Origin of the sequence: Microbacterium californiense (assembly GCF_047246625.1) — a bacterium.
Lineage (GTDB): Bacteria > Actinomycetota > Actinomycetes > Actinomycetales > Microbacteriaceae > Microbacterium.
Genome location: NZ_JBFOKQ010000002.1, coordinates 98510 through 119188 on the forward strand (window position 1 = coordinate 98510; position 20679 = coordinate 119188).

General features: G+C 71.0%; 19 protein-coding genes and 1 tRNA gene. 12 read left to right on the forward strand and 8 right to left on the reverse strand.

All coding sequences use genetic code 11. The features are described 5' to 3' along the window. Positions 1 to 69: 69 nt before the first annotated feature. Complete coding sequence (gene leuS, locus AB3M82_RS11745; RefSeq protein ID WP_412958593.1) at positions 70 to 2646, reverse strand: leucine--tRNA ligase; 2577 nt, start codon at positions 2644 to 2646, stop codon at positions 70 to 72. 34 nt (positions 2647 to 2680) lie between these two features. Then, a complete protein-coding gene (locus tag AB3M82_RS11750) occupies positions 2681 to 3994 on the reverse strand; it encodes an anthranilate synthase component I family protein (RefSeq protein WP_412958128.1) in 1314 nt (437 codons plus the stop codon). A 41-nt stretch (positions 3995 to 4035) separates the two neighbouring features. On the opposite strand from AB3M82_RS11750, the gene AB3M82_RS11755 reads away from it, so the two are divergent. The 3 genes from AB3M82_RS11755 to AB3M82_RS11765 are packed head-to-tail and all read left to right on the forward strand — an operon-like array spanning position 4036 to position 6599. Beyond that, on the forward strand, positions 4036 to 4707 hold the full coding sequence (locus AB3M82_RS11755) for a DedA family protein (RefSeq protein ID WP_412958129.1): 672 nt from the start codon (positions 4036 to 4038) through the stop codon (positions 4705 to 4707). 4 nt (positions 4708 to 4711) lie between these two features. Then, positions 4712 to 5737, forward strand: coding sequence for an App1 family protein phosphatidate phosphatase (locus AB3M82_RS11760; protein ID WP_412958130.1), 1026 nt, complete (start codon positions 4712 to 4714; stop codon positions 5735 to 5737). Between the two features lies 1 nt (position 5738). Then, positions 5739 to 6599, forward strand: a complete 861-nt coding sequence (locus AB3M82_RS11765) for a 3-methyladenine DNA glycosylase (protein ID WP_412958131.1) — start codon at positions 5739 to 5741, stop codon at positions 6597 to 6599. Between the two features lie 3 nt (positions 6600 to 6602). On the opposite strand, the gene AB3M82_RS11770 is transcribed toward AB3M82_RS11765, so the two are convergent. From AB3M82_RS11770 to AB3M82_RS11780, 3 genes are all read right to left on the reverse strand, one after another. Next, positions 6603 to 7781 (reverse strand): glycoside hydrolase family 3 N-terminal domain-containing protein, encoded by a 1179-nt coding sequence (locus AB3M82_RS11770; RefSeq protein WP_412958132.1) that lies wholly within the window; start codon positions 7779 to 7781, stop codon positions 6603 to 6605. An 18-nt stretch (positions 7782 to 7799) separates the two neighbouring features. Further along, positions 7800 to 8456 carry an NAD(P)H-binding protein gene (locus AB3M82_RS11775; RefSeq protein WP_412958133.1) on the reverse strand — a complete coding sequence of 219 codons (657 nt, stop codon included), beginning with the start codon at positions 8454 to 8456 and terminating at the stop codon, positions 7800 to 7802. A 131-nt stretch (positions 8457 to 8587) separates the two neighbouring features. Further along, positions 8588 to 9649: an NAD(P)-binding domain-containing protein gene (locus AB3M82_RS11780; protein ID WP_412958134.1), complete on the reverse strand. Its 1062-nt coding sequence runs from the start codon at positions 9647 to 9649 to the stop codon at positions 8588 to 8590. A 134-nt stretch (positions 9650 to 9783) separates the two neighbouring features. Here AB3M82_RS11780 and AB3M82_RS11785 point away from each other — a divergent pair. Then, positions 9784 to 9859 (forward strand) — tRNA-Ala (locus AB3M82_RS11785). Positions 9860 to 9931: 72 nt separating this feature from the next. Here AB3M82_RS11785 and AB3M82_RS11790 read toward each other — a convergent pair. Next, positions 9932 to 10771 (reverse strand): Rossmann-fold NAD(P)-binding domain-containing protein, encoded by an 840-nt coding sequence (locus AB3M82_RS11790; RefSeq protein WP_412958135.1) that lies wholly within the window; start codon positions 10769 to 10771, stop codon positions 9932 to 9934. 73 nt (positions 10772 to 10844) lie between these two features. On the opposite strand from AB3M82_RS11790, the gene AB3M82_RS11795 reads away from it, so the two are divergent. Both AB3M82_RS11795 and AB3M82_RS11800 read left to right on the forward strand, forming a co-directional pair. Continuing rightward, entirely contained in the window at positions 10845 to 11684 is an 840-nt protein-coding gene (locus AB3M82_RS11795; RefSeq protein ID WP_412958136.1) for a zinc-ribbon domain-containing protein, read from the forward strand. Positions 11685 to 11766: 82 nt separating this feature from the next. Further along, positions 11767 to 11955 (forward strand): hypothetical protein, encoded by a 189-nt coding sequence (locus AB3M82_RS11800; protein WP_412958137.1) that lies wholly within the window; start codon positions 11767 to 11769, stop codon positions 11953 to 11955. A gap of 55 nt (positions 11956 to 12010) precedes the next feature. On the opposite strand, the gene AB3M82_RS11805 is transcribed toward AB3M82_RS11800, so the two are convergent. Together AB3M82_RS11805 and AB3M82_RS11810 are read right to left on the reverse strand one after the other, a co-directional pair. After that, positions 12011 to 12295 carry a hypothetical protein gene (locus AB3M82_RS11805; protein WP_412958138.1) on the reverse strand — a complete coding sequence of 95 codons (285 nt, stop codon included), beginning with the start codon at positions 12293 to 12295 and terminating at the stop codon, positions 12011 to 12013. A gap of 103 nt (positions 12296 to 12398) precedes the next feature. After that, the gene (locus AB3M82_RS11810) at positions 12399 to 13604 is read right to left on the reverse strand and encodes an ROK family protein (RefSeq protein ID WP_412958139.1); all 1206 of its coding nucleotides are present in this window, start codon (positions 13602 to 13604) and stop codon (positions 12399 to 12401) included. Positions 13605 to 13717: 113 nt separating this feature from the next. On the opposite strand from AB3M82_RS11810, the gene AB3M82_RS11815 reads away from it, so the two are divergent. From AB3M82_RS11815 to AB3M82_RS11840, 6 genes are all read left to right on the forward strand, one after another. Further along, positions 13718 to 14827, forward strand: coding sequence for a Gfo/Idh/MocA family protein (locus AB3M82_RS11815; protein WP_412958140.1), 1110 nt, complete (start codon positions 13718 to 13720; stop codon positions 14825 to 14827). Continuing rightward, positions 14806 to 16341 (forward strand): sugar ABC transporter ATP-binding protein, encoded by a 1536-nt coding sequence (locus AB3M82_RS11820; RefSeq protein WP_412958141.1) that lies wholly within the window; start codon positions 14806 to 14808, stop codon positions 16339 to 16341. The genes AB3M82_RS11815 and AB3M82_RS11820 overlap by 22 nt, the downstream gene beginning before the upstream one ends. After that, positions 16338 to 17420, forward strand: a complete 1083-nt coding sequence (locus tag AB3M82_RS11825) for an ABC transporter permease (protein WP_412958142.1) — start codon at positions 16338 to 16340, stop codon at positions 17418 to 17420. Before AB3M82_RS11820 ends, AB3M82_RS11825 begins: the two co-directional genes overlap by 4 nt. Continuing rightward, positions 17417 to 18496 carry an ABC transporter permease gene (locus AB3M82_RS11830; protein ID WP_412958143.1) on the forward strand — a complete coding sequence of 360 codons (1080 nt, stop codon included), beginning with the start codon at positions 17417 to 17419 and terminating at the stop codon, positions 18494 to 18496. Before AB3M82_RS11825 ends, AB3M82_RS11830 begins: the two co-directional genes overlap by 4 nt. Positions 18497 to 18498: 2 nt before the next feature. Further along, positions 18499 to 19707 carry a substrate-binding domain-containing protein gene (locus AB3M82_RS11835; RefSeq protein WP_412958144.1) on the forward strand — a complete coding sequence of 403 codons (1209 nt, stop codon included), beginning with the start codon at positions 18499 to 18501 and terminating at the stop codon, positions 19705 to 19707. An 87-nt stretch (positions 19708 to 19794) separates the two neighbouring features. Next, a complete protein-coding gene (locus tag AB3M82_RS11840) occupies positions 19795 to 20646 on the forward strand; it encodes a sugar phosphate isomerase/epimerase family protein (RefSeq protein WP_412958145.1) in 852 nt (283 codons plus the stop codon). The last annotated feature ends 33 nt before the right edge of the window (positions 20647 to 20679 follow it).

Consider the following 20679-nt stretch of genomic DNA (forward strand, 5'->3'; position numbering starts at 1 on the left):
CGTAGCGCCGCGTCCTCCGCCAAGACCGCCGCCCGGTATCCGGACGGCGGTCGCGATCGCGTGAGCCGATCAGCCCTTGACGACGATGCTGACGATCTTCGGGGCGCGCACGATGACCTTGACGATCTCCTTGTCGCCGATCGACCGGATCACCCGCTCGTCGGCGCGGGCGAGCGCCTCCAGCTCGGCCTCGCCGATGCGGGCGGAGACCTCGAGCTGCGCCCGCACCTTGCCGCCGATCTGCACCACGGCCGTGACCGTGTCCTCGACCAGGAGGGCCGGGTCGGCGGAGCGCCACGACACCAGGCCCACCGACGGCTCGTGCCCGAGCAGCTCCCACATCTCCTCCGCGGTGTGCGGAGCGACGAGGTCGAGCATCACAGCGACGGTCTCGGCGGCCTCGCGCACGGCCGGATCCGCCGCTCCGGGGCCGCTGTCGATCGTCTTGCGGATCGTGTTGACCAGTTCCATCAGACGGGCGACGAGCACGTTGAACTTCGTCTGCTCCACCAGGGCGGGCGCCTCCGACAGGAGCTTGTGCGTCGCGCGGCGGAGCGACGCATCGCCACCGTCGAAGACCACGTCGACCGGGCTGGAGACCTCGCGGGCGATCCGCATCGCCCGCGATAGGAACTTCTGCGCGCCCGTCGTCGAGACGTCGGCCCAGTCCTTGTCGTCCTCCACGGGTCCGGCGAACGCCAGGCCCACGCGCAGGGCGTCGGCGCCGTGAGCGTCGAGCTCGTCCTGGAACAGCACCAGATTGCCCTTGCTCTTCGACATCTTCGTGCCGTTGAGGATGACCATGCCCTGGTTGATCAGGTTCGAGAAGGGCTCCGTGAAGTCGATGAGCCCCATGTCGAACAGCACCTTCGTGATGAAGCGCGCGTACAGCAGGTGCAGGATCGCGTGCTCCACCCCGCCGATGTACGAGTCGACGGGTGCCCAGCGAGACGCCTGCTTCGGGTCGAAGGCCACCGTGTCGCTGTTCGGCGACAGGAAGCGCAGGAAGTACCAGCTGCTGTCGACGAAGGTGTCCATGGTGTCGGGGTCGCGGAGCACCGGGTCGCCCGTCTCGGGGTCCACGGTGCGCACCCAGCCCTCGGCGCCGCCGAGCGGGGAGGTGCCCTTCGGCGACAGATCGAGGCCCTCGACGCTCGGCAGTCGCACCGGCAGCTGCTCCTCGGGCACCGGGATGATCCGGCCGTCCTCGGCGTGCAGCATGGGGATCGGGGTGCCCCAGAAGCGCTGTCGCGAGATGAGCCAGTCGCGCAGGCGGTAGTTCTTGGCCGCACGACCCGTGCCCGAGGCCTCCAGCCGCTCGATCGCCCGCGCGATCGCGTTGCGCTTGGAGAGCCCGTTGAGCTCGCCGGAGTTGATCATGCGCCCCTCGCCCGTCAGCGCGACGCCCGTGACGGAGGGATGCTGGTCGTCGAGGCTCTCGGCGGTGTCGATCGGCACGCCGTCCTCGTCGACCTCGATGACCGGCATCGCCCCGGTGACGGGGGCAGTGGTGTCGACGACGACCTTGACCGGGAGGTCGAAGGCGCGCGCGAAGTCCAGGTCGCGCTGGTCGTGCGCGGGAACGGCCATGACGGCGCCGTGTCCGTAGTCTGCCAGGACGTAGTCCGCCGCCCAGATCGGCAGCTTCTCCCCGTTCACGGGGTTGATCGCGTGACGCTCCAGGAACACGCCGGTCTTCGGACGATCCGTCGACTGGCGCGTGATGTCGGTCTCCTTCTGCACCTGCTCCAGATACTCCTGGAAGCGCTCGCGCACCTCGGCCGGGGCATCCGCCGCCAGCTCGGCGGCCAGGTCGGAGTCGGGTGCGACGACGAAGAACGTCGCCCCGTGCAGCGTGTCGGGCCGCGTGGAGAAGACGGTGACCGGCTCCTCGCGCCCTTCGATGCGGAAGTCGACGTCGGCGCCGACCGAGCGGCCGATCCAGTTGCGCTGCATCTGCAGCACCTTGTGCGGCCAGAATCCCTCGAGCTGGTTCAGGTCGTCGAGCAGGCGGTCGGCGTAATCCGTGATGCGGAAGTACCACTGGGTGAGCTTCTTCTTCACGACCTCGTAGCCGCAGCGCTCGCAGCGACCGTCGACGACCTGCTCGTTCGCGAGCACCGTCTGGTCGTTGGGGCACCAGTTGACCGCGCTCTTCTTTCGGTACGCCAGACCGCGCTCGTGCAGCTTCAGGAAGAGCCACTGATTCCAGCGGTAGTACTCGGGGTCGGACGTGTGCAGCACCCGCGACCAGTCGAACGAGACGCCGTACGCCTGGAACCCCGTCTTCTGCTGGGCGATGTTCTCGTACGTCCACTCGCGGGGGTCGGCGCCGCGACGGATGGCCGCGTTCTCGGCGGGGAGCCCGAAGGAGTCCCAGCCGATCGGGTTCAGCACGTTGTGCCCGCGGTGACGCCAGAAGCGCGCCACGATGTCGGAGTAGAGGTAGTTCTCGGCGTGGCCCATGTGCAGGTCGCCGGAGGGGTACGGGAACATGGCCAGCACGTAGCGGCGTGGCCGCGTGTCGTCGTCGCCGCCCGTCAGGAAGGTCTCGTTCTCCGCCCAGTACTTCTGCCACTTGGCCTGGATCGCGTGCGCCGAGGACGTCTCGTCATCGGCAGGGGCGGTGGACAGGTTCTCAGACAACGAACGCACGACCAATCTGGAAGGAAAATCGGGATCAGTTCAGGATATCGGAAGCCCAGCGGCCGGGCAGGACGGCCCCCAGGGCGGCGAGCGGCGCCCGCGCCTTGGTCGCGACCTCGGCGACCTCGGCGTCGGGACGCGACCCCCAGGTGATGCCCCCGCCCGCGCCGACGTACGCCCGCTCCCGCTCCACGACGATGCTCCGGATGACCATGGCCAGGTCCACCGCGCCGTCGCTCCCGATGTAGCCGAAGCAGCCGGCGTAGATGCCGCGCGGTCCGCCCTCGAGGGCATGCAGGCGCGTCATGGCCGACAGCTTCGGCGCGCCCGTCATGCTTCCCGCGGGGAACGCCGCCCTGAGAAGGTCGCCGACGATCGTGCCCTCCGCGGCGCGTCCGCTCACCGTGCTGACCAGCTGGTGCACCGCGGGATAGCTCTCCACGACCCAGAGTCCCTGGACCCGGATCGACCCCGGCTCGCAGACGCGGGACAGGTCGTTGCGCATCAGGTCGACGATCATGACGTTCTCCGCCCGCTCCTTCGCGTCGTCCCTCAGCTCGGCGGCGAGCGCGGCGTCGTGCAGAGGGTCGGCGGCGCGCGGGCGCGTCCCCTTGATGGGCCGGGTCCGGATCGTCCCGTCCTGCACGTGGAGGAACTGCTCGGGGCTGGCGCTGAGGAGCGAGCGCCCGCCGATGCGCACGAACCCTCCGTGATGGGCGGGGGTCGCGTGGCGCAATCGCCGGTAGGTCGACACGGGATCGTGGGCGCCCGGCACGGTGAAGCGGGTGGTGAGGCACAGCTGGTAGGCGATGCCCGAGCGGATGAGCTCCCGGCACTGCTCGATCAGCGTCGCGTAGGCGGCGGGCTCATGGCGCGCGTCGGCGATCGCCTCGCGGGGCGGGTCGGGGATGGGAGCGGATGCCGCATCTGCGGCGACCTGCAGGAACTCCGTCCAGTCGTCGAGCTCGTCGGCTGCGGCGAGCGCCCAGCACCGCCGTGCCGTGTGGTCGAACGCCACCATGCGCGTCGTGCGGATCCAGCGGGGGCCGGCAGCGGCGTCCGGTGACGCCGTGGGCGCTCCGGCTGCGTCGGCTCCGCTCTCGTAGTCGTGCCAGCCGACCCATCCCCCGCGGAACGGCGGAAGGTCGGCGTCTCCCCTGGGCCGGTCGATGCGCACGCCGGTGGGCAGCGAATCGGGATGGCCGAGACCGATGTAGCTCCACCCGTCGACCGCTCCCGGCCCGGCGTCGAGCCAGAACACGGCCGGCGCCTCGCTCTCGATCCGGGTGAAGATCCCGTCCGGATCCGTCCAGGAGCCCAGCGGACGAGCGCTCAGTCGATGGGGCACGTTTCCAGACTAGAGCGAGCCCGCTCCCGTATCCTCATGGAGTGGATGACCTGCTGACCTGGCTGTTCGATTCCATCCGTCTGATCGATCCGGTCGCCCGTACTCTGATCGCCGGACTCGCCGTCATGCTCGAGACCAGCGTGCTGATCGGTCTCATCGTCCCGGGTGACACCGTCGTCATCATCGCCTCCATGGGCATCGACGGCCCCGTGCAGGCGGTCGCGATGGTGATCGCAGTCGTGATCGGCGCGCTGATCGGCGAGAGCATCGGCTTCTTCCTCGGACGATGGCTCGGCCCCCGCATCCGCGTCTCCTGGCTCGGCCGGCGCATCGGGGAGCGCAACTGGGTGCGGGCGGAGCGCTACCTCCAGCGGCGCGGCGGCATCGCCATCTTCCTCTCGCGCTTCCTCCCCGTGCTCCACTCGCTGGTGCCGCTGACCGTGGGGATGAGCGCCTACTCCTACCGTCGCTTCCTGGCGTGGACCGCGCCGGCCTGCGTGCTGTGGGCGGCGGCGTACGTGAGCGTCACCTCGCTCGCGGCCGGCACGTTCCGTCAGCTCGTCGACCAGGTGCACTACGCCGGCTACATCTTCGTCGGCATCATCGCGGCGTTCCTGCTGCTCGTGCTCATCGGCAAGAAGGTGCTCCAGCGGATCGAGCACCGTCACCTGGACGCACAGGAGGCGGAGCCGGGAGCCGACGTGAAAGACTGAGGCAATGGCTTCCGCACCCCCGGCGCCCCGGATCCACTGGTTCGCCCGCCTCGAGCACCGCTTCCACGTCTGGCGGGAAGGCCGCGCGCGCCGGCGCGGGCGCACGCCCACGGTCGTCCCCTTCCCGGGGTACGGCGGACCGGGCTGGGTGCGCGTGGTCGGGCGCGTGCTCATCGTGCCGGCTCCGCGCCGCGGCAAGGACGGCGAGCTGGCCAGCATCCGCGGATGGCGGAGCTTCGTCGGCATCCCCGTGAGCTTCGCGACCGTGACGGTGCGCGTCGGAGACGTCGAGCACGAGGTCGTCGCTGATCGCGGCGGTGTGGTCGACACGGTCATCCCCGCCGACCTCGAGCCGGGCTGGCAGACCTTCCACGTCTCGTCCGAAGGGCAGGAGCCGGCGGAGGCCACCGCCTTCATCGTCGCGGAGTCGACGCGGTTCGGCGTGGTGTCGGACGTCGACGACACGGTGATGGTGACCGCGCTCCCCCGGCCACTCATCGCGTTCTGGAACTCGTTCGTGCTGGATGAGCACGCCCGCATCCCCGTCCCGGGGATGAGCGTGCTGCTCGATCAGCTGCTGCGCGAGCATCCGGGTGCCCCGATGGTCTACCTCTCGACGGGCGCCTGGAACATCGCGCCCACGCTGCGACGGTTCCTCGGCCGGCACCTCTTCCCCGCCGGGAGCATGCTGCTGACCGACTGGGGTCCCACGCACGACCGCTGGTTCCGCAGCGGACGGGATCACAAGCTCTCCAACCTCCGCCGACTCGCCACCGAGTTCCCGCAGGTGAAGTGGCTGCTGATCGGCGACGACGGCCAGCACGACGAGGCGATCTACTCCCAGTTCATGGACGAGCATCCGGACTCCGTCGCCGGCGTCGCGATCCGTCGACTGCTGCCGGCGGAGGCGGTGCTCGCGGGCGGTCGCGCCGACAAGGAGGAGCACGCCGAGCACGTCGCACCGTGGGTGAGTGCCGAGGACGGATCGCGGCTGCGCGATCTGCTCGGCGATGCGGGCATCCTGGACTGACATGGCGCTCTCCCGCACCGACTGGGGCGCTCGCGAGCAGGCGCATCGGGAGCGCGCGGATGCCCTGACCGCCGAGCATCGCGCCCGCGCGGCCGTGGGCGAGAGGCATCCGGTCTGGGACTTCCTCTTCACCTACTACGCGTACAAGCCCGCGCAGCTGCGGCGCTGGCATCCGGGCGCGGGCGTCGAGCTCGCCGATGCGCCCGAACGCCTCGACTGGCGCTGGTACCGGCCCGGTGCCGCTCCCGGCGCCGCCGTTCCGGATGCCGCGGCGTTCGTGCAGGAGAAGCCGGATCTCGCGTCGCTGGTCGAGCGGATGCTCCGCCGCACCGCCTCGCGGCCCGGCCAGTTCGGCTGCTTCGGGCTGCACGAGTGGGCCATGGTGTACCGGGCGGAGGAGAACCGGCACCCCGTGCCCCTCCGTCTCGGCCGTGCCGGAACCGACGCGGTGGTGGAGGCGCACGACCTCCGCTGCACGCACTTCGACGCGTTCCGGTTCTTCACGCCCCCGGCCGTCCCGCGCAACCGGACCTCCCTCACGCGCGAAGAGCAGCCGCTGTTCGAGCAGCCCGGGTGCCTGCACGCGGGGATGGACCTGTACAAGTGGGCGGTCAAGCTCGGTCCGCTCGTGCCCGGAGAGCTGCTGCTCGACGCGTTCGAGCTCGCGCGCGACATCCGTCTGCTCGACATGCAGGCCGCACCCTACGACCTCGCCGCCTGGGACATCTCCCCCGTCGCGATCGAGACCCCGGAGGGCAAGGCCGAGTACGTGCGTCGGCAGCGGGTGTTCGCCGAGCGAGGAGCCCGCCTGCGGGCGGCGCTGCTCTCCGCATGGCGGGGCGAGCACACCGTCGCGGCGTGAGCGTCAGCCTGCGGGCGCGCAGTCGGCGCACACCGACCACGTGGCCGTGTCCGCGGCGAGCTGCATCCGGAGGCTCATGACCCGGGTCGCCGCGTCTTCCAGACGCTCGGCCGGAAGCGCACCCGACGCCACGGCTGCGGCGATGCCGGTCGCCATCTCCCCCGCGGTGGCCGGCGTCGACCCGGCGATCATGAGGACGAGATCGTTTCCCGCGGCGACCGCGGCGATCCCGTTCGCGACCGGATCCGCGTAAGCCGGGTCGCCCGACGACAGCAGCATCCCCAGATCGTCCGTCACCATCACGCCCTCGAAGCCGAGCTCGTCGCGCGCGATCCCGTGCCACGTCGGCGAAAGCGAGGCGGGGAGCGGATCGACGCTGGGGTACGCGAGATGGCCGAACATCAGGAGCGAGGCGCCCGCATCGATGCCCGCGGCGAACGGCACGGCATCCGTCCGACGCCACTCCTCGAGGGACCGGTCGGTCGCGGGGGTCGCGTGGTGCGAGTCTCCCGCCGCCGCCCCATGCCCGGGGAAGTGCTTGAGGGTCGAGGCGACGAACGGCTCCTGCGCCTCGGTCGCCGCCTCCACTCGGTCGGCGGCGCCCGCCGGGTCGGATCCGAGCGCGCGTCCGAAGATGAACGACCCGGAATCGCCCGTCACGTCGGCCACGGTCCCGAAGTTCACGGTGACGCCCGCCCGCGCGACCAGGGAGCCGCGGGCGGCGAACGCCGCGGCCACCTCCTCGGGCGGGCTCGTCTTCAGCGTGGTCGCGGCGGGGTACGCGTCGTCGTGCATCCTCGACACGATCCCGCCCTCCTGGTCGATCGCGATGAGCGGCGGCAGGGCGCGGTCGACGGTGAGCGCAGCGGTCACCGCGGGCAGACCCGCATCGGTCGCCGGGACGTTCGCGCCCATCAGGATGAAGCCGCCGAAGCCCTGCGACATGTAGTCGCGCAGAGCCGCCGGATCCGTCCCCCCGATGTGGCCCATGACGATGCTCCGGGCCTGCTCGTCGGCGCTCATCGCCTCGACTCGTCTCTCCGCGGCCGCCGTCGGCCCGGCGTGCTCGGCCGTCGCCGCTGCGCGCGCGACGGTCCGCGGTTGTGCGATCGCCGGGGTGGAGCAGGCGATCACCGCCGCCGCGACGAGAGCGGCGAGCACCGCGGATCGACGACCGGGCATGCGAGCGGCGGCACAGGCTCAGGCGCGGACGGCCTGCTCGATCGGCACCGCCGTCTCGCCCGTCCCGTTGCCGAAGCGGAGGGTCCGCCCGAAGGTCGACGGCTCCGGCAGCGCGGCGGCGATGACCGCGGCGACATCCGCACGCGACACGTCTCCCCGGCCGGTGGGGTCGAGCTCGATCAGGCCCGTCGGATCGTCGAGCGTCAGCGCGCCCGGCCCGAGGATCGTGCCGTCGAGGTCGGTCCCGCGCAGGTGCTCGTCGGCGGCCCACTTCGCATCGGCGTAGGCGAAGAACCCGTCGTCCTCGGGAACGCCGTGCTCGGCGGTCGAGCCGATCCACGACACCATGACGTAGCGCCGCACCTCCGCCCGGGCGGCGGCGTCCATGGACCGGATGGCGGCGTCGCGGTCGACGCCGTAGGTGCGCTGAGCGTCGCCGCCCCCGGCACCGGCCGACCAGACCACGGCGTCGTGTCCGCGGATGATGTCGGCGAGGGCGTCCGTGTCCATGTCCTCGATGTCGGCGACGAGCGCGACGGCTCCCGTCGCCTCCACGTCTGCCACGTGGTCGGGGTTGCGGATCACGGAGGTGACCTCGTCGCCACGGGCGACGAGCAGGGGTGCGAGCAGCAGGGCCACGCGGCCGTGCCCTCCGAAGACGATGATGCGGGACATGCGGTTCTCCTCACTCCGACAGCGCGCTGCCGATCGGTGGGCGTGCGGATGGCTCGCACGCCAGCCTACGGTGCCCCGGGGAGGCTGCGGCCGGTGGGGGCCACGCCGACGGGTGCGCGGGCGAGAAGGTGTCACCGGATCGACGGTGCAGCCGCCAGAGCCGCACGCACTCCCCGAGCGGCCGCACGACCGGCCCTGTTCGCGCCGATCGTGCTGGCGGACGGCCCGTAGCCCACCAGCTGGATCCGCGGATCAGCGACCGCCGTGGTGCCCCGGCCGTTCCGATCCAGCTGGATGCCGCCGGCGGCGCTGCGCAGTCGGAGCGGTGCCAGATGGGCGATCGCCGGACGGAACCCGGTGGCCCACAGGATCACGTCGACGCGTTCGAAGGCGCCGTCGGCCCAGCGCACCCCATCGGGCTCGATCCTCGCGAACATGGGGCGGCGTGCCGCGTACACGCCGAGTCGCTCGGCCGCGCGCTCCTGCTCGCGGAGCATGAGTCCCGTCACGCTGACGACGCTCTCCGGCGGGAGCCCGCGCGCCACCCGTTGCTCCACCAGGGCAACCGCCGCAGCCCCGGCCTCGGGCGTGAAGTCGTCGGTGCGCCAGACGGGCTCGCGCCGCGTGACCCACAGGGTTTCGGTGAGAGGTGCGAGCGCCCCCAGGAACTGCACCGCGGACGCGCCGCCCCCGACGACCAGCACCCGCTTGCCGATGAAGTGCTCGGGGCCCGGGTAGTCGACGGTGTGCAGCTGCTCGCCGAGGAACGTCTCCATACCCGGGTAGTGCGGGAGGAACGGGTGCGTCCACGTCCCGGTCGCGTTGACCAGCGTGCGCGTGCGCCACTCCCGCTCCCCCGCGTGCACGACCAGGATCCCGTCCTCGTCGTCCACCCGGTCCACCCGTACGGGACGGAGCACCGGGAGTCTGTGCGTGCGCTCGTAGGCGGCGAAGTACGCGGGCACCGCCACGTTCGCACGCTCGTCATCGCGCGGCGGCGGCGTGTCGCCGGGCAGCTCTGCCACGCCGTGCACGTCGCGCATCGTCAGCGCGTCCCAGCGATGCCGCCACGCGCCGCCGGGCTCGGCATCCGCGTCCAGCACGACATGCCGGACGCCCGACCGCCCCAGGTGGTACGAGGTCGACAGCCCGGCCTGTCCCGCGCCGATCACGATGCTGTCGAGGATGCTCACACCGCCTGCAACACGGCGACCGGCACGGTTGTTCCGCAGGCGGCGACGCGCCCGGGCGCCCTGCCTCGATTGGTGCTCGCGACGATGCGTGTAGTACTCTGTTCAAGTTGCTCCGGCCGGTTCGGAGTGATTCTGGGCCTGTGGCGCAGCTGGTAGCGCACCTGCATGGCATGCAGGGGGTCAGGGGTTCGAGTCCCCTCAGGTCCACCAGAGAATCCCGCGAGAGATCGCGGGATTTCTTCGTTTCCGGGTGGTGCGCAGGGTCGTCATCCGGCAGCGCGCTCAGCGAGCAGGGCGCGGCACGCCGATCATTGCCGAGTACCCCTCGACGTAGGACGGGTACTCGAGCCGCGGCAGGATCGTGCGCAGGAGCGCACCGTCGATCACGTGCCCGCCGGGTCCGTCGCCCGGCGCGTGCGGCGGGACGGGCAGCGCGAGCATCCGGGCGATCTCAGCCACGACGTCGCCGAGCGGCGCGGGGGTCCCGTCCACCGCATGCACGAGCGCGGGAGCCTCGGCCGTTCGCAGGAGTGCCTCCAGAGCGCGCACGAGGTCGGTCTCGTGGATCCGGTTCGTCCACCGTTCGTGGTCGATCGGTGCCTGCTCCCGCACCCGGCGCAGCAGGAACTCGCGGCCCTCGCCGTAGATGCCGGCGGGGCGGACGACGACGGCGGAGAACAGCTCCTGCGCCGCGCGCTCCCCGTCGCGGAGGGCGCGCGCTCGATCGGTGGTGAGCGGCGGCTCGTCGGCCTCGGTCAGTCGCGGTTCCGGAGCAGCGCCCTCGAACACGCCCGTGGACGAGACGAAGACGGTGCGCTCGGGCCGGTGCGGAAGCGCGTCGGCGAGGTGTCCGAGTGCCGTACGGTAGTCGTGGTCGCCCGGACCGGGCGGCAGCGTGATCACCATCGACTCCACCGCCGGGAGCTCCGGGAGAGGGCTCGAGACGTCGGCCGAGATGCCGACCACGCCGGCCGGGAGCTCCGCCTCGGTTCGACGGAGGGCGCACACCTGCTCGCCCGCGGCCACGAGCGAATCTGCGAGGCGCGCCCCGAGCCGACCGTACCCGACGAGCAGGGTGCGGCCGAGCGGTCGAAAAGCGGCGGACGCGTGTGCGGATGTCACCGTCCCAACCTGCCACATCCTGCGCCGAGGGTCCGCACGGGCCGATGTCGGTCGCCCCGGTTATCGTGCGAGCGTGACCGAACCGGTGCGGCTGTGGTGGGCGAGACGGCAGTTCTCCCGCGGCTCGTCCGTGCCCTACGCCGTGGGCACCTACCGGGCGGCCTGGGCGGCCTACCCCGAACTCGTCCGCCAGTACCACCCCGAGCTCAACCACGGCGTCGTGCTCTCGCAGGTCCCCCTCGCGGCCGACGTGCTGCTGTGCTGGGAGTGCCCGGTCGGCCACCGTTTCGCCGCGACACCCACCGAGCAGCGGGAGCGTCCGGGACGCGTGCGCCGACGATCCTCCTGGTGCCCGGAGTGCACGGCGCTCGCTCGGCCGCAGCCGATGGTGCTGGGCGAGCCGCGCGCGATCCCCCGCAGACCCGCCCGGCCCGCCCCGGCGCTCTGCGGCAAGACCCCCGACCTCCCCGCGGGCGAGCCCTTCCTCAGCGCCTGCGCACCGGCTCCGGCATCCGCGGCGGAGGGTCGGCTGCGGGCCGCCCTGCGCGAGCGCATGTCGTTCACGCTGGACCTCAACGCGGTGAAGGTGTCCCGACCGTTCTTCCGCCATACGGAGGTGTGGCCCGACATCGTGCTGCCCGAGCTGCGCGTCGCGCTCGAGTACGACACCCTGGGCCGCCACGGCCTCGAGCACGTCGGCCGACGCCAGGACGCCGACCTCCGGAAGGACCGCGCCCTGCGCGCTGCGGGATGGGAGGTGGTGCGCATCCGGACCGGAGCCCTCGAACCGCTGGGACCGTACGACCTGCGGATGCCCGGCCTCAGCGCACGGGGAATCGAACGCCTCCTCGACACGCTGCGAACCATCCGGGGCCCGCTGCTGGTCGACGCGTACCTCCTCGGCGGCGCCTAGCGTTCACCGTGCCGCGAATCAACCCGTTCCCGATCATGGGGTCCGGGGCTAACGTCGATCTCCACACGAGTAGGAGGCTGAGATGTCCGACATGAGCGACGCACCGCGAATGGTCCCGCCGTACCTCAACACCGAGGACGACGCGGGGGGTCCGACGACGGAGATCGACGGCGAACAGGGACTCGACCCTGACGCCGACGACGCGCAGATCGACAGCGCGGAGGCGGATCGCCTCGCCGCGGAAGAGGGAACCGCCGACGGCGACGTCTGATCCCGAACGCGGAGGACGACGGGCGCCCGTCCGGGGCCCGTCGTCCTCTTCCGTTCTAGTCCGCCATGAGCGGAGGCAGATGCGGGATCGGCACGGGACGCGTGGCCCGGCTCGATCCGTGCATCCGTTCGACGTCGGCGAGCACGTCGAACGCGTTCGAGTAGCGCATCGCCAGCGGCAGATCGCGCACCCACACCACCTCGACCTCGGTCTCCGCGAACTCGTACACGCACGCCACGATGTGACGCGGGTCGTTCGACGGATAGCGCAGGTCGTTGATCACCCACTCCGACGACGTGATGCGACGCAGCACATAGCGCGGGTCCGGATCCTCTGACATCTCACAGCCCTCCAAGACTTGCTCCCCCGAGTAGCGAGTCTGCGTGGGACCTGTGTGCCCGAGAACCCCCTTGACATCTGCGTCGCGACAAGGGAGACGCGGTCTATCGCACTGCTTCGCGCATCGTGGCGCGAAGATTCACGTACTCGTCGACACTCGCGGGCGACAGCACCTCGCGCGCGACCATGATCGCCGCGCCGAGCACCGCGGCGCGCTCCCCCGCCTGCGACTGGACGATCGCGAGATGCTGGGTGGCGAGCGGGATCGAACGCCGGTAGACGACCTCGCGGACGCCCGCCAGCAGATGCTCGCCCGCCCGCGCGATGCTCCCTCCGAGGACGATGATCGACGGGTTGAGCAGGTTGACCACGGTGGCCAGCACCTCCCCCACGTCGCGTCCCGCCTGGCGGGTGGCCTCGATGGCGGCCGCGTCGCCCGCGCGGACGAGAGCGACGACGTCGGAGGCATGATGCACCTCGCGACCGGTCGCACGCAGATCCCGCGCCAGCGCGGATCCGCTGGCGAGCGCCTCCAGATCCCGCTCGTCGCCGGGCGGGCGCGCCGTGTCGGCACTCGCCGGGACCTGCACATGCCCCATGTCTCCGGCCGACCCCTGCGCCCCGCGCTGCAGCTGGCCGCCCGCGATGATGCCGGCGCCGATACCCGTCGCCACCTTCACGTAGATGAGATCGTCGACCTGCGGCCAGCTGGTGGCCTGCTCGCCGAGCGCCAGGATGTTGACGTCGTTGTCGACCAGCACGGGAACGTCGAAGGTGCGCTGCACGTAGCCCGGCACGTCGAACCGGTCCCATCCCGGCATGATCGGCGGGTTGGTCGGCCGACCGGTGGAGTGCTCCACTGGTCCCGGCACACCGATGCCGATGCCGAGCAGGGGGACGTCGTCGGCGCGCTCGAGCAGCCGCGATCCGTCCGCGAGGAGCGCGTCGAGCACGGGCTCGGGACCGATGCCGAGGTCGATGTCCCGGGTGGACGAGTCCAGGATCCGGCCCGAGAGGTCCGACGTGGCCACGGTGGCGTGAGTGGCGCCCAGATCGATCGCCAGGACGAGACCGGCGCGGGGGTTGAAGGCCACGCGCGCGGGAGGGCGTCCCCCAGTCGAGGCGGCCTCCCCCGCGGGCCGCACGAGGTCGGCCGCGAGCAGCGCGTCGACCCGGAGCGCGACCGTGGACCGGGCCAGTCCGGTGAGGGACGCGAGTTCGGCCTTGGTGCGCGCATGGCCGTCGCGGAGGATCTGGAAGATCTCTCCCGCTCCGGGGCTGGGCGCGGGCACCCTCTGGACGTCGACCATTGCGTCAGTAAATCACAGGGCTTCCGCTCGGCGCCGCTTTACTTCGAATTTCGATCCGACAACTTTTGACGAAGTACTAGCAAAAGTTCCGGATGCTGTGTCAGACTCCCCCCATGACAACGGATGTCAGTCACACCGGCCTCGGAACGATCCGAGCCGGCATCCTCGGCGGAGGATTCATGGCGCGGGTGCACCGCACCGCGACCTGCGACGCCGGCGGCGAGCTCGTCGCCGTGGCCACCAGCTCGCCGTCGGGCGGGAGCGTCGCCGCGCGAGCCCTGGGCGCCGCACGTGCCGAGACCGACGCCGATGCCCTGCTCGACGCGCCGGACATCGATGTGGTGCACATCTGCACCCCCAACGCCACGCACGCCGACCTCGCGTTGCGAGCGCTCGCCGCGAACAAGCACGTCGTCTGCGAGAAGCCGCTCGCCACGAGCGCCCGAGACGCGAAGCGTCTGCAGGAGGAGGCGGCCGAGCGAGGGCTCGTCGGCGCGGTCCCCTTCATCTACCGCTATCACCCCATGGTGCGGGAGGCCCGGGCGCGGATGCTCCGCGGCGACATCGGCGAGCTGCTCAGCCTGGACTGCTCGTACCTGCAGGACTGGATGCTCCTGCCCAGCGACGACGACTGGCGCGCCCGGTCGTCGTCCGGCGGCGCCTCCCGGGCGTTCGCCGACATCGGATCGCACCTGTGCGACCTGATCGAGTTCGTGATCGGCCAGCGCATCCACGCGCTCAGCGCTCGCACCCGCCGCGTGTTCCCGGAGCGGGGCGGACGCGCCGTGGATACGGAGGACATCGTGGCCGTGCTCGTGGAGACCGAGTCGGGAGCCCTGGGAACACTGCTGATCTCGCAGATGGCCCCGGGCCGCAAGAACGCCCTCACCCTCGAGCTGCACGGCTCGACGCAGAGCGTGCGCTTCGAGCAGGAGCGGCCGGAGGAGCTCTGGATCGGGGCACGCTCCGAATCCCGCCTGCTGCTGCGGGATCCCGCGACGGCCGAACCGGACTCCGGGCGGCTGCAGCGCGTGCCCGCCGGTCACGCGATGGGCTATCAAGACGCGTTCAACGGCTTCATGGCGGACGTCCATGCCGCCATCGCCGGAGCGGAGCCCGAGGGTCTGCCGACCTTCGCGGACGGATACCGGTCCGCCGTCCTTACCGAGGCCGTGCTGGCTTCGGCCGCGGACGACGGCCGATGGGTGGAGGTGAGCGCGTGAGTACGCAACCCGTCCTCGTCGTCGAAGGGGTGCGCAAGTCGTTCTTCGGCGTGGAGGTGCTGTCGGGCATCGACTTCGATATCCGCCCCGGCGAGGTGCACGGCCTGGTCGGCGAGAACGGAGCGGGCAAGTCGACCCTGATGAAGATCATCGCGGGCGTCCAGCCGGCCGACGAGGGCACGATCCGCTACCGCGGCGAAGAGGTGCACCACACGCACCCCCGCCAGGCGATGGATGCCGGTATCGTCACCGTCTTCCAGGAGTTCACCCTCCTCCCCGAACGCACCGTGGCCCAGAATGTCTGGCTCGGTCGCGAACCGCGACGAGCGGGCTTCGTGGACCGCGCCGCGATGAACGCGCGGACCGCGCAGCTGCTGGACGATCTGGGCGTGTCGTTCATCGAGCCGCAGGCGCGGGTGGGCTCGCTCACCGTCGCCGAACAACAGATCGTCGAGATCGTGAAGGCGCTGTCGTTCGACGCGCAGGTGATCTCCATGGACGAGCCTACCGCCGCTCTGAGCGAGCACGAGGTGGAGCTGCTGTACGCGATCATCCGCAAGCTCACCTCCCGCGGCGTCGCGGTGATCTACGTCTCCCACCGCCTCAAGGAGATCTTCGACCTCTGCGACCGGATCACGATCCTGAAGGACGGCGCGCTGGTCTCGACGGACGACCGGGATGCCCTGCGCCCCGACGAGCTGGTGCGACGGATGGTCGGCCGGTCGATCCAGTCCTACTTCCCCGACCCTGTGGAGGGCACCGTCGTCGGTGAGCCCGTGCTCGCGCTCGAGGAGTGCGGGAACGCCTTCGTCGACGGGGTGTCCCTGACTCTCCGCGCCGGCGAGATCGTCGGGATCGCCGGACTGCAGGGTTCCGGACGCACCGAGCTCGCCGAGGGGGTCTTCGGCATCGACCCCTTCACCCGTGGCACTCTGCGCATCGACGGCGCCCCCGTGCGGATCACCAGCGCCCGCACCGCGGTCCGGCACGGTCTGGCGCTCGTGTCGGAGGACCGCAAGGCGCAGGGACTCGCCCTCCGCCAGTCCGTGCTCGACAATGCGCTGCTGGTCGTGCGCAGCGTCTTCGCCGGCCGCACCGCCGCCTCCCGCCGCGAGGTGCCGGGGGTGCTGAGCACGCTCGAGATCAGCTCCCGCGGACTCGACCAGGAGGTCCGCTTCCTGTCCGGTGGGAACCAGCAGAAGGTCGTGCTCGCCAAGTGGCTGCTGACGCAGCCCCGCATCGTGCTCTTCGACGAGCCCACCCGCGGCATCGACGTGGGCGCCAAGTACGCCGTCTACCAGCTCATGCGCGAACTCGCCGCCTCCGGCAAGGCGGTGCTCATGGTCTCCAGTGAACTACCCGAGGTGATCGGCATGAGTGATCGGATCCTGGTCATGAGCGACGGGGAGCTCGTCGCCGAACTGCCCGCGGGATCGTCCGAACAGGAGATCCTGGGCGCGGCGACCGGCGCGGGCGCCCCGCACTCCGTGCCGATGGACGGAGGTGCGCGATGAAGCGCCTCCGCCTCGACTCGACGATCATCGTCCTCGGCATCCTCCTCCTCGTCCTGATCGTCGGCGCCGTGCTCGTCGCCACCGTCGGACGCAACTTCCTCAGCGCGGGCAACATCCGCGACATCCTCACCGGCATGAGCGTCCTCGGGCTCGTCGCGATCGGACAGACACTCGTCATCCTCGGCGCCTCCCTCGACCTGTCGGTCACCTACGTGATCAGCCTCTCGAGCCTGCTCGCCGCCACCCTCATGAACGGCAACCCCGGCAACATCCCGCTCGCCGTCGTCGTCACCCTCGCCGTCTGCGCCGCGATCGGACTGCTCAACGGCCTCATCGTGACGGTGCTCAAGGTCAACGGCTTCATCGCGACACTCGGCGTCGGCCTCATCCTGCAGGGCATCCTCAACACGAACTTCGAGGGATCCGCCGGCAACGTGCCCTGGGAGTTCCAGGTCATCGGAGCCACCGGCGTCGGTCCGGTGCCGGTGTCGACGATCATCATGATCGCGCTGGCGGTGCTCGTCTGGTTCCTGCTGGATCGCACGCGCACCGGCGCGCACCTCTACGCCGTCGGCGGCGACCCCGAGATCGCCCGACTGTCGGGCGTCCGCACCCGCCCCCCGCTGATCACCGCGCACGTGCTCTGCTCGGTGTTCGCCGGGCTCGCGGGCCTTCTGCTCGCCAGCCGGCTCGGGGTCGGCAGTCCGACGGTGGGTCAGCAGGGCGGATATGCGCTGCTGTCGATCGCGGCGGTCGTGCTCGGCGGCACGCTGCTGCTCGGCGGGCGCGGCTCGATCTGGGGGACGATCGGCGGCGTGGCGATCCTCGCCGTCGTCGACAACGTGATGAGCGTCATGCAGGTCAACCCGTTCCTCAAGGACGTGGTCCGAGGCGTGGTCATCGTCGCCGCAGTGGCGGTCTACAGCCGGCAGGCCATCGTGCGGCGTCGCCCGAGGTTCGGGGCCGGGGGGACCCGGACCGGCGGGGACGCGGCGGCGAAAGCCGCGGAACCCGAGATGGCTGCCGCGACCTCGCAGCTCGCCGAGACCACTCCCGCTCCGGAAGGAGGACGCGCATGAACGCCCTGCGCTCCCTCGTCAGCCCCCGAGGTGCGGTGTTCCTGCTCCTCGTGCTCCTGCTCATCGCGATCACGGTGCTCAACCCGACATTCGCCGAGCCCGGGCAGATCATGCGCTTCATCCAGCGCGTCGCGCCCATCGCCATCGTCGCGATCGGGCAGTACTTCGTCATCATCGCGGGAGAGTTCGACCTCTCGCAGGGCTCGCTGATCACCGCGCAGGTCATCATCGCCGGCAACCTCGTCGGCCAGGACGACTCGCGCACCGTGCCCGTGCTCCTGCTGATGGTCGTCGTCGGCGCCGCGGTCGGACTGGTCAACGGCGTGCTGACCACGCTGCTGAAGGTTCCGTCGTTCATCGTGACCCTCGGCATGATGCTCGCGCTCCTCGGCGGCGTCATGTGGTGGACCGGCGGAGCCGCGACGGGTAACCCCGCCGACAGCTTCCGCGAGATCGGGCGCGGCGGCATCCGCGACGTCCCGCTGCTGGACTTCGTCCCCTGGGCGGTCTTCATCGTCGCGGCCTGGCTCGCTCTCGGGATCTGGATCACCAAGCGCCCCCTCGGCAAGATGCTCATCGCGGTCGGCGACAACGCCCGTGCCGTCGACTACGCCGGCGCCCGCCGGGCGTGGGTCACGACGAGGGCCTTCGTGATCTCCTCCCTCTCCGCCACGCTCGCGGGGGTGCTGCTGGTCGGCTACGCCGGTGTCCATCCCTCGGTCGGGCGCGGCTACGAGTTCGTGGCCATCACGGCCGTCGTGCTCGGCGGCGTGGTCCTCGGCGGCGGACGCGGGTGGATCGTGGCCGCAGCTGCCGGGGCGTTCGCCCTCGAGGCGCTGTTCATGCTGCTGAACATCGCCGGCGTCCCGTCGACGCTCCGCGACGCCGTCCAGGGTGTCATCATCATCGCCGCCGTCGCCTACTCCGCCGTCGCCTTCCGCGCCCGGCGCAAGCGAGGCCCCCGCACTTCTCCCGACCAGGGGAAGGAGCCGGACGCCCCTCGCGGCGACTCGGCTCGACCGTCCGCGTCACCTGCCCTCGTCTCCGAGGGCCACACAGAAACCAGAGGAGATTAGCAATGCGACGATCAATGAGGATCGCCACCGCAGGGGTGGCTCTCTTCGGCCTCATCGCGCTCGCCGGGTGCACGACCGACCCATCCGTGGCGCCGGCCGAGTCCGAAAGCCCTGACGAGTCGGCCGAGACGACCGAGTGGTTCGACCAGGAGCTGTACGACAAGCAGTTCGACGAGCGCGGTGTCGAGCCGCAGGGTCCCGCCGAGGAGCCCTACCTCCAGCACATCAACGCCGAGATGGTCGACACCGCCGAGTTCGCCAGCGAAGGAGCGAAGAAGGCCTGCTTCGCGAACGCGTCGATCTCCAACCCGTGGCGTCAGACCGGCTGGATCACGATGAACGAGCAGCTCAAGGCCCTCCAGGCCGCGGGGGCGATCAGCGAGATGGAGACCCGCGACGCGCAGGACTCCGACGACACGCAGATCGCCGACATCGACTACTTCATCTCGGAGGGTAACTGCGACGTCTTCCTCATCTCGCCGAACAGCACCGCGGCGATGACACCCGCCGTCGAGCGGGCGTGCGACACCGGCAAGCCGGTCATCGTGTTCGACCGCGGCGTGAACACGGACTGCCCCGTCACGTTCATCCACCCGATCGGCGGCTTCGCGTGGGGCATCGACACCGCCGAGTTCCTCATCGACAACCTCGAAGAGGGCGACAAGGTCGTGGCGCTCCGCATCCTCCCGGGTGTCGACGTGCTCGAGCACCGCTGGGCCGCCGCCGAGAAGCTGTTCGACGAGGCCGGTATCGAGGCGGTGGACTACTTCACGGGTGCGGACCCCGCCGAGATCAAGAGCATCATCAGCGACGAGCTCGCCAAGGGCGACGTCCAGGGCATCTGGATGGATGCCGGCGACGGCGCCGTGGCGGCGATCGAGGCGTTCGAGGACGCCGGCGCCGACTACCCGGTCATGACCGGTGAGGACGAGATGAGCTTCCTGCGCAAGTGGAAGGAGACGGGGCTCACGGGTCTCGCCCCCGTCTACTCGAACTTCCAGTGGCGCACCCCGCTGCTCGCGGCGCAGAAGATCTTCGCGGGCGAAGAGGTGCCGAAGGAGTGGGTGCTCCCGCAGAAGCCGATCACCGAGGCGGAGCTGGACGACTACCTCGACGCAAACGAGGGCATGCCCGACGGCCACTACGCCAAGTTCGGCGGCGAGAACCTCCCGGGGTACCCGACCGTCTGGCAGGAGCGGCAGATCCCGTAACCGCTGACGCTCCCGCCCTTCCGCCGCATCCGTGCGGATGGGAGGGTGGGAGCATCCGCGCGTCTCCGGCGGATCGGAAGGAAGACGATGGCCCGTACGCTCGCCGTCAACACCTGGGTGTGGACGTCGCCCCTGACCGACGAGACGCTCGAACCCCTGGCACGCAAGGCCGCAGCGCTGGGATACCAAGCGTTGGAGCTGCCGCTCGAGAACGTCGGCGACTGGGACCCGGCGCGGACGCGCGACGTCCTCGCCGCTCAGGGCCTCGGCGCCGTCGTCATCGGCGCCATGGGCCCCGGTCGCTCCCTCGTGGCGCGTGCGGGCGATGTCGCGGCGACGCAGGGCTACCTGCGGAGCTGCATCGCCGCCGCGGACGTCCTGGGGGCGGGTGTCGTGGCAGGACCCTTCTACGCGCCGACCGGCGAGACGTGGCGCATGGACGCCTCCGAGCGCGCCGATCTCGTCGCGGAGCTGCGCCGGGGCCTCGCGCCGCTGGCCGCGGAGGCGGCCGATCGTGGGATCGTGCTGGCGATCGAGCCGCTCAACCGGTACGAGACGAGCATCCTCAACACGGTCGAGCAGAGCCTCGACGCCCTCGCGCCGCTCGTCGGGTCGGGCGTGGGGCTCGCGCTCGACACCTACCACCTCAACATCGAGGAGAAGCGGCCGGCCGACGCCATCCGCGCCGCCGGCTCGGCGATCGCGCACGTGCAGGTCTGCGGCAGCGACCGCGGCGCCGTCGGCGACGACCACACGGACTGGCCGGAGTTCGCCCGCGCCCTCGATGACGTCGGCTACGAGGGGGCCCTCGGACTCGAGAGCTTCACCGGGGACAACGCCACGATCGCGGTCGCCGCGTCGGTCTGGCGGCCCCTGGCCGCGAGCCAGGACGATCTCGCGGCCCGCAGCATCGCCGCCCTGCACGCTCTCGGCGTGTGACCCCGCATCATCCGACAGACACCAGGAGGAGCA

What these genes read in the sequence shown, in the direction of transcription:
- AB3M82_RS11830 (WP_412958143.1), top strand. Translation starts at nt 17,417, where the DNA reads ATGAACGCCCTGCGCTCCCTCGTCAGCCCCCGAGGTGCGGTGTTCCTG.
- AB3M82_RS11800 (WP_412958137.1), top strand. Translation starts at nt 11,767, where the DNA reads ATGTCCGACATGAGCGACGCACCGCGAATGGTCCCGCCGTACCTCAAC.
- AB3M82_RS11815 (WP_412958140.1), top strand. Translation starts at nt 13,718, where the DNA reads ATGACAACGGATGTCAGTCACACCGGCCTCGGAACGATCCGAGCCGGC.
- AB3M82_RS11825 (WP_412958142.1), top strand. Translation starts at nt 16,338, where the DNA reads ATGAAGCGCCTCCGCCTCGACTCGACGATCATCGTCCTCGGCATCCTC.
- AB3M82_RS11810 (WP_412958139.1), bottom strand. Translation starts at nt 13,604, where the DNA reads ATGGTCGACGTCCAGAGGGTGCCCGCGCCCAGCCCCGGAGCGGGAGAG.
- AB3M82_RS11765 (WP_412958131.1), top strand. Translation starts at nt 5,739, where the DNA reads ATGGCGCTCTCCCGCACCGACTGGGGCGCTCGCGAGCAGGCGCATCGG.
- AB3M82_RS11820 (WP_412958141.1), top strand. Translation starts at nt 14,806, where the DNA reads ATGGGTGGAGGTGAGCGCGTGAGTACGCAACCCGTCCTCGTCGTCGAA.
- AB3M82_RS11775 (WP_412958133.1), bottom strand. Translation starts at nt 8,456, where the DNA reads ATGTCCCGCATCATCGTCTTCGGAGGGCACGGCCGCGTGGCCCTGCTG.
- AB3M82_RS11805 (WP_412958138.1), bottom strand. Translation starts at nt 12,295, where the DNA reads ATGTCAGAGGATCCGGACCCGCGCTATGTGCTGCGTCGCATCACGTCG.
- AB3M82_RS11840 (WP_412958145.1), top strand. Translation starts at nt 19,795, where the DNA reads ATGGCCCGTACGCTCGCCGTCAACACCTGGGTGTGGACGTCGCCCCTG.
- AB3M82_RS11835 (WP_412958144.1), top strand. Translation starts at nt 18,499, where the DNA reads ATGCGACGATCAATGAGGATCGCCACCGCAGGGGTGGCTCTCTTCGGC.
- AB3M82_RS11760 (WP_412958130.1), top strand. Translation starts at nt 4,712, where the DNA reads ATGGCTTCCGCACCCCCGGCGCCCCGGATCCACTGGTTCGCCCGCCTC.
- AB3M82_RS11770 (WP_412958132.1), bottom strand. Translation starts at nt 7,781, where the DNA reads ATGCCCGGTCGTCGATCCGCGGTGCTCGCCGCTCTCGTCGCGGCGGCG.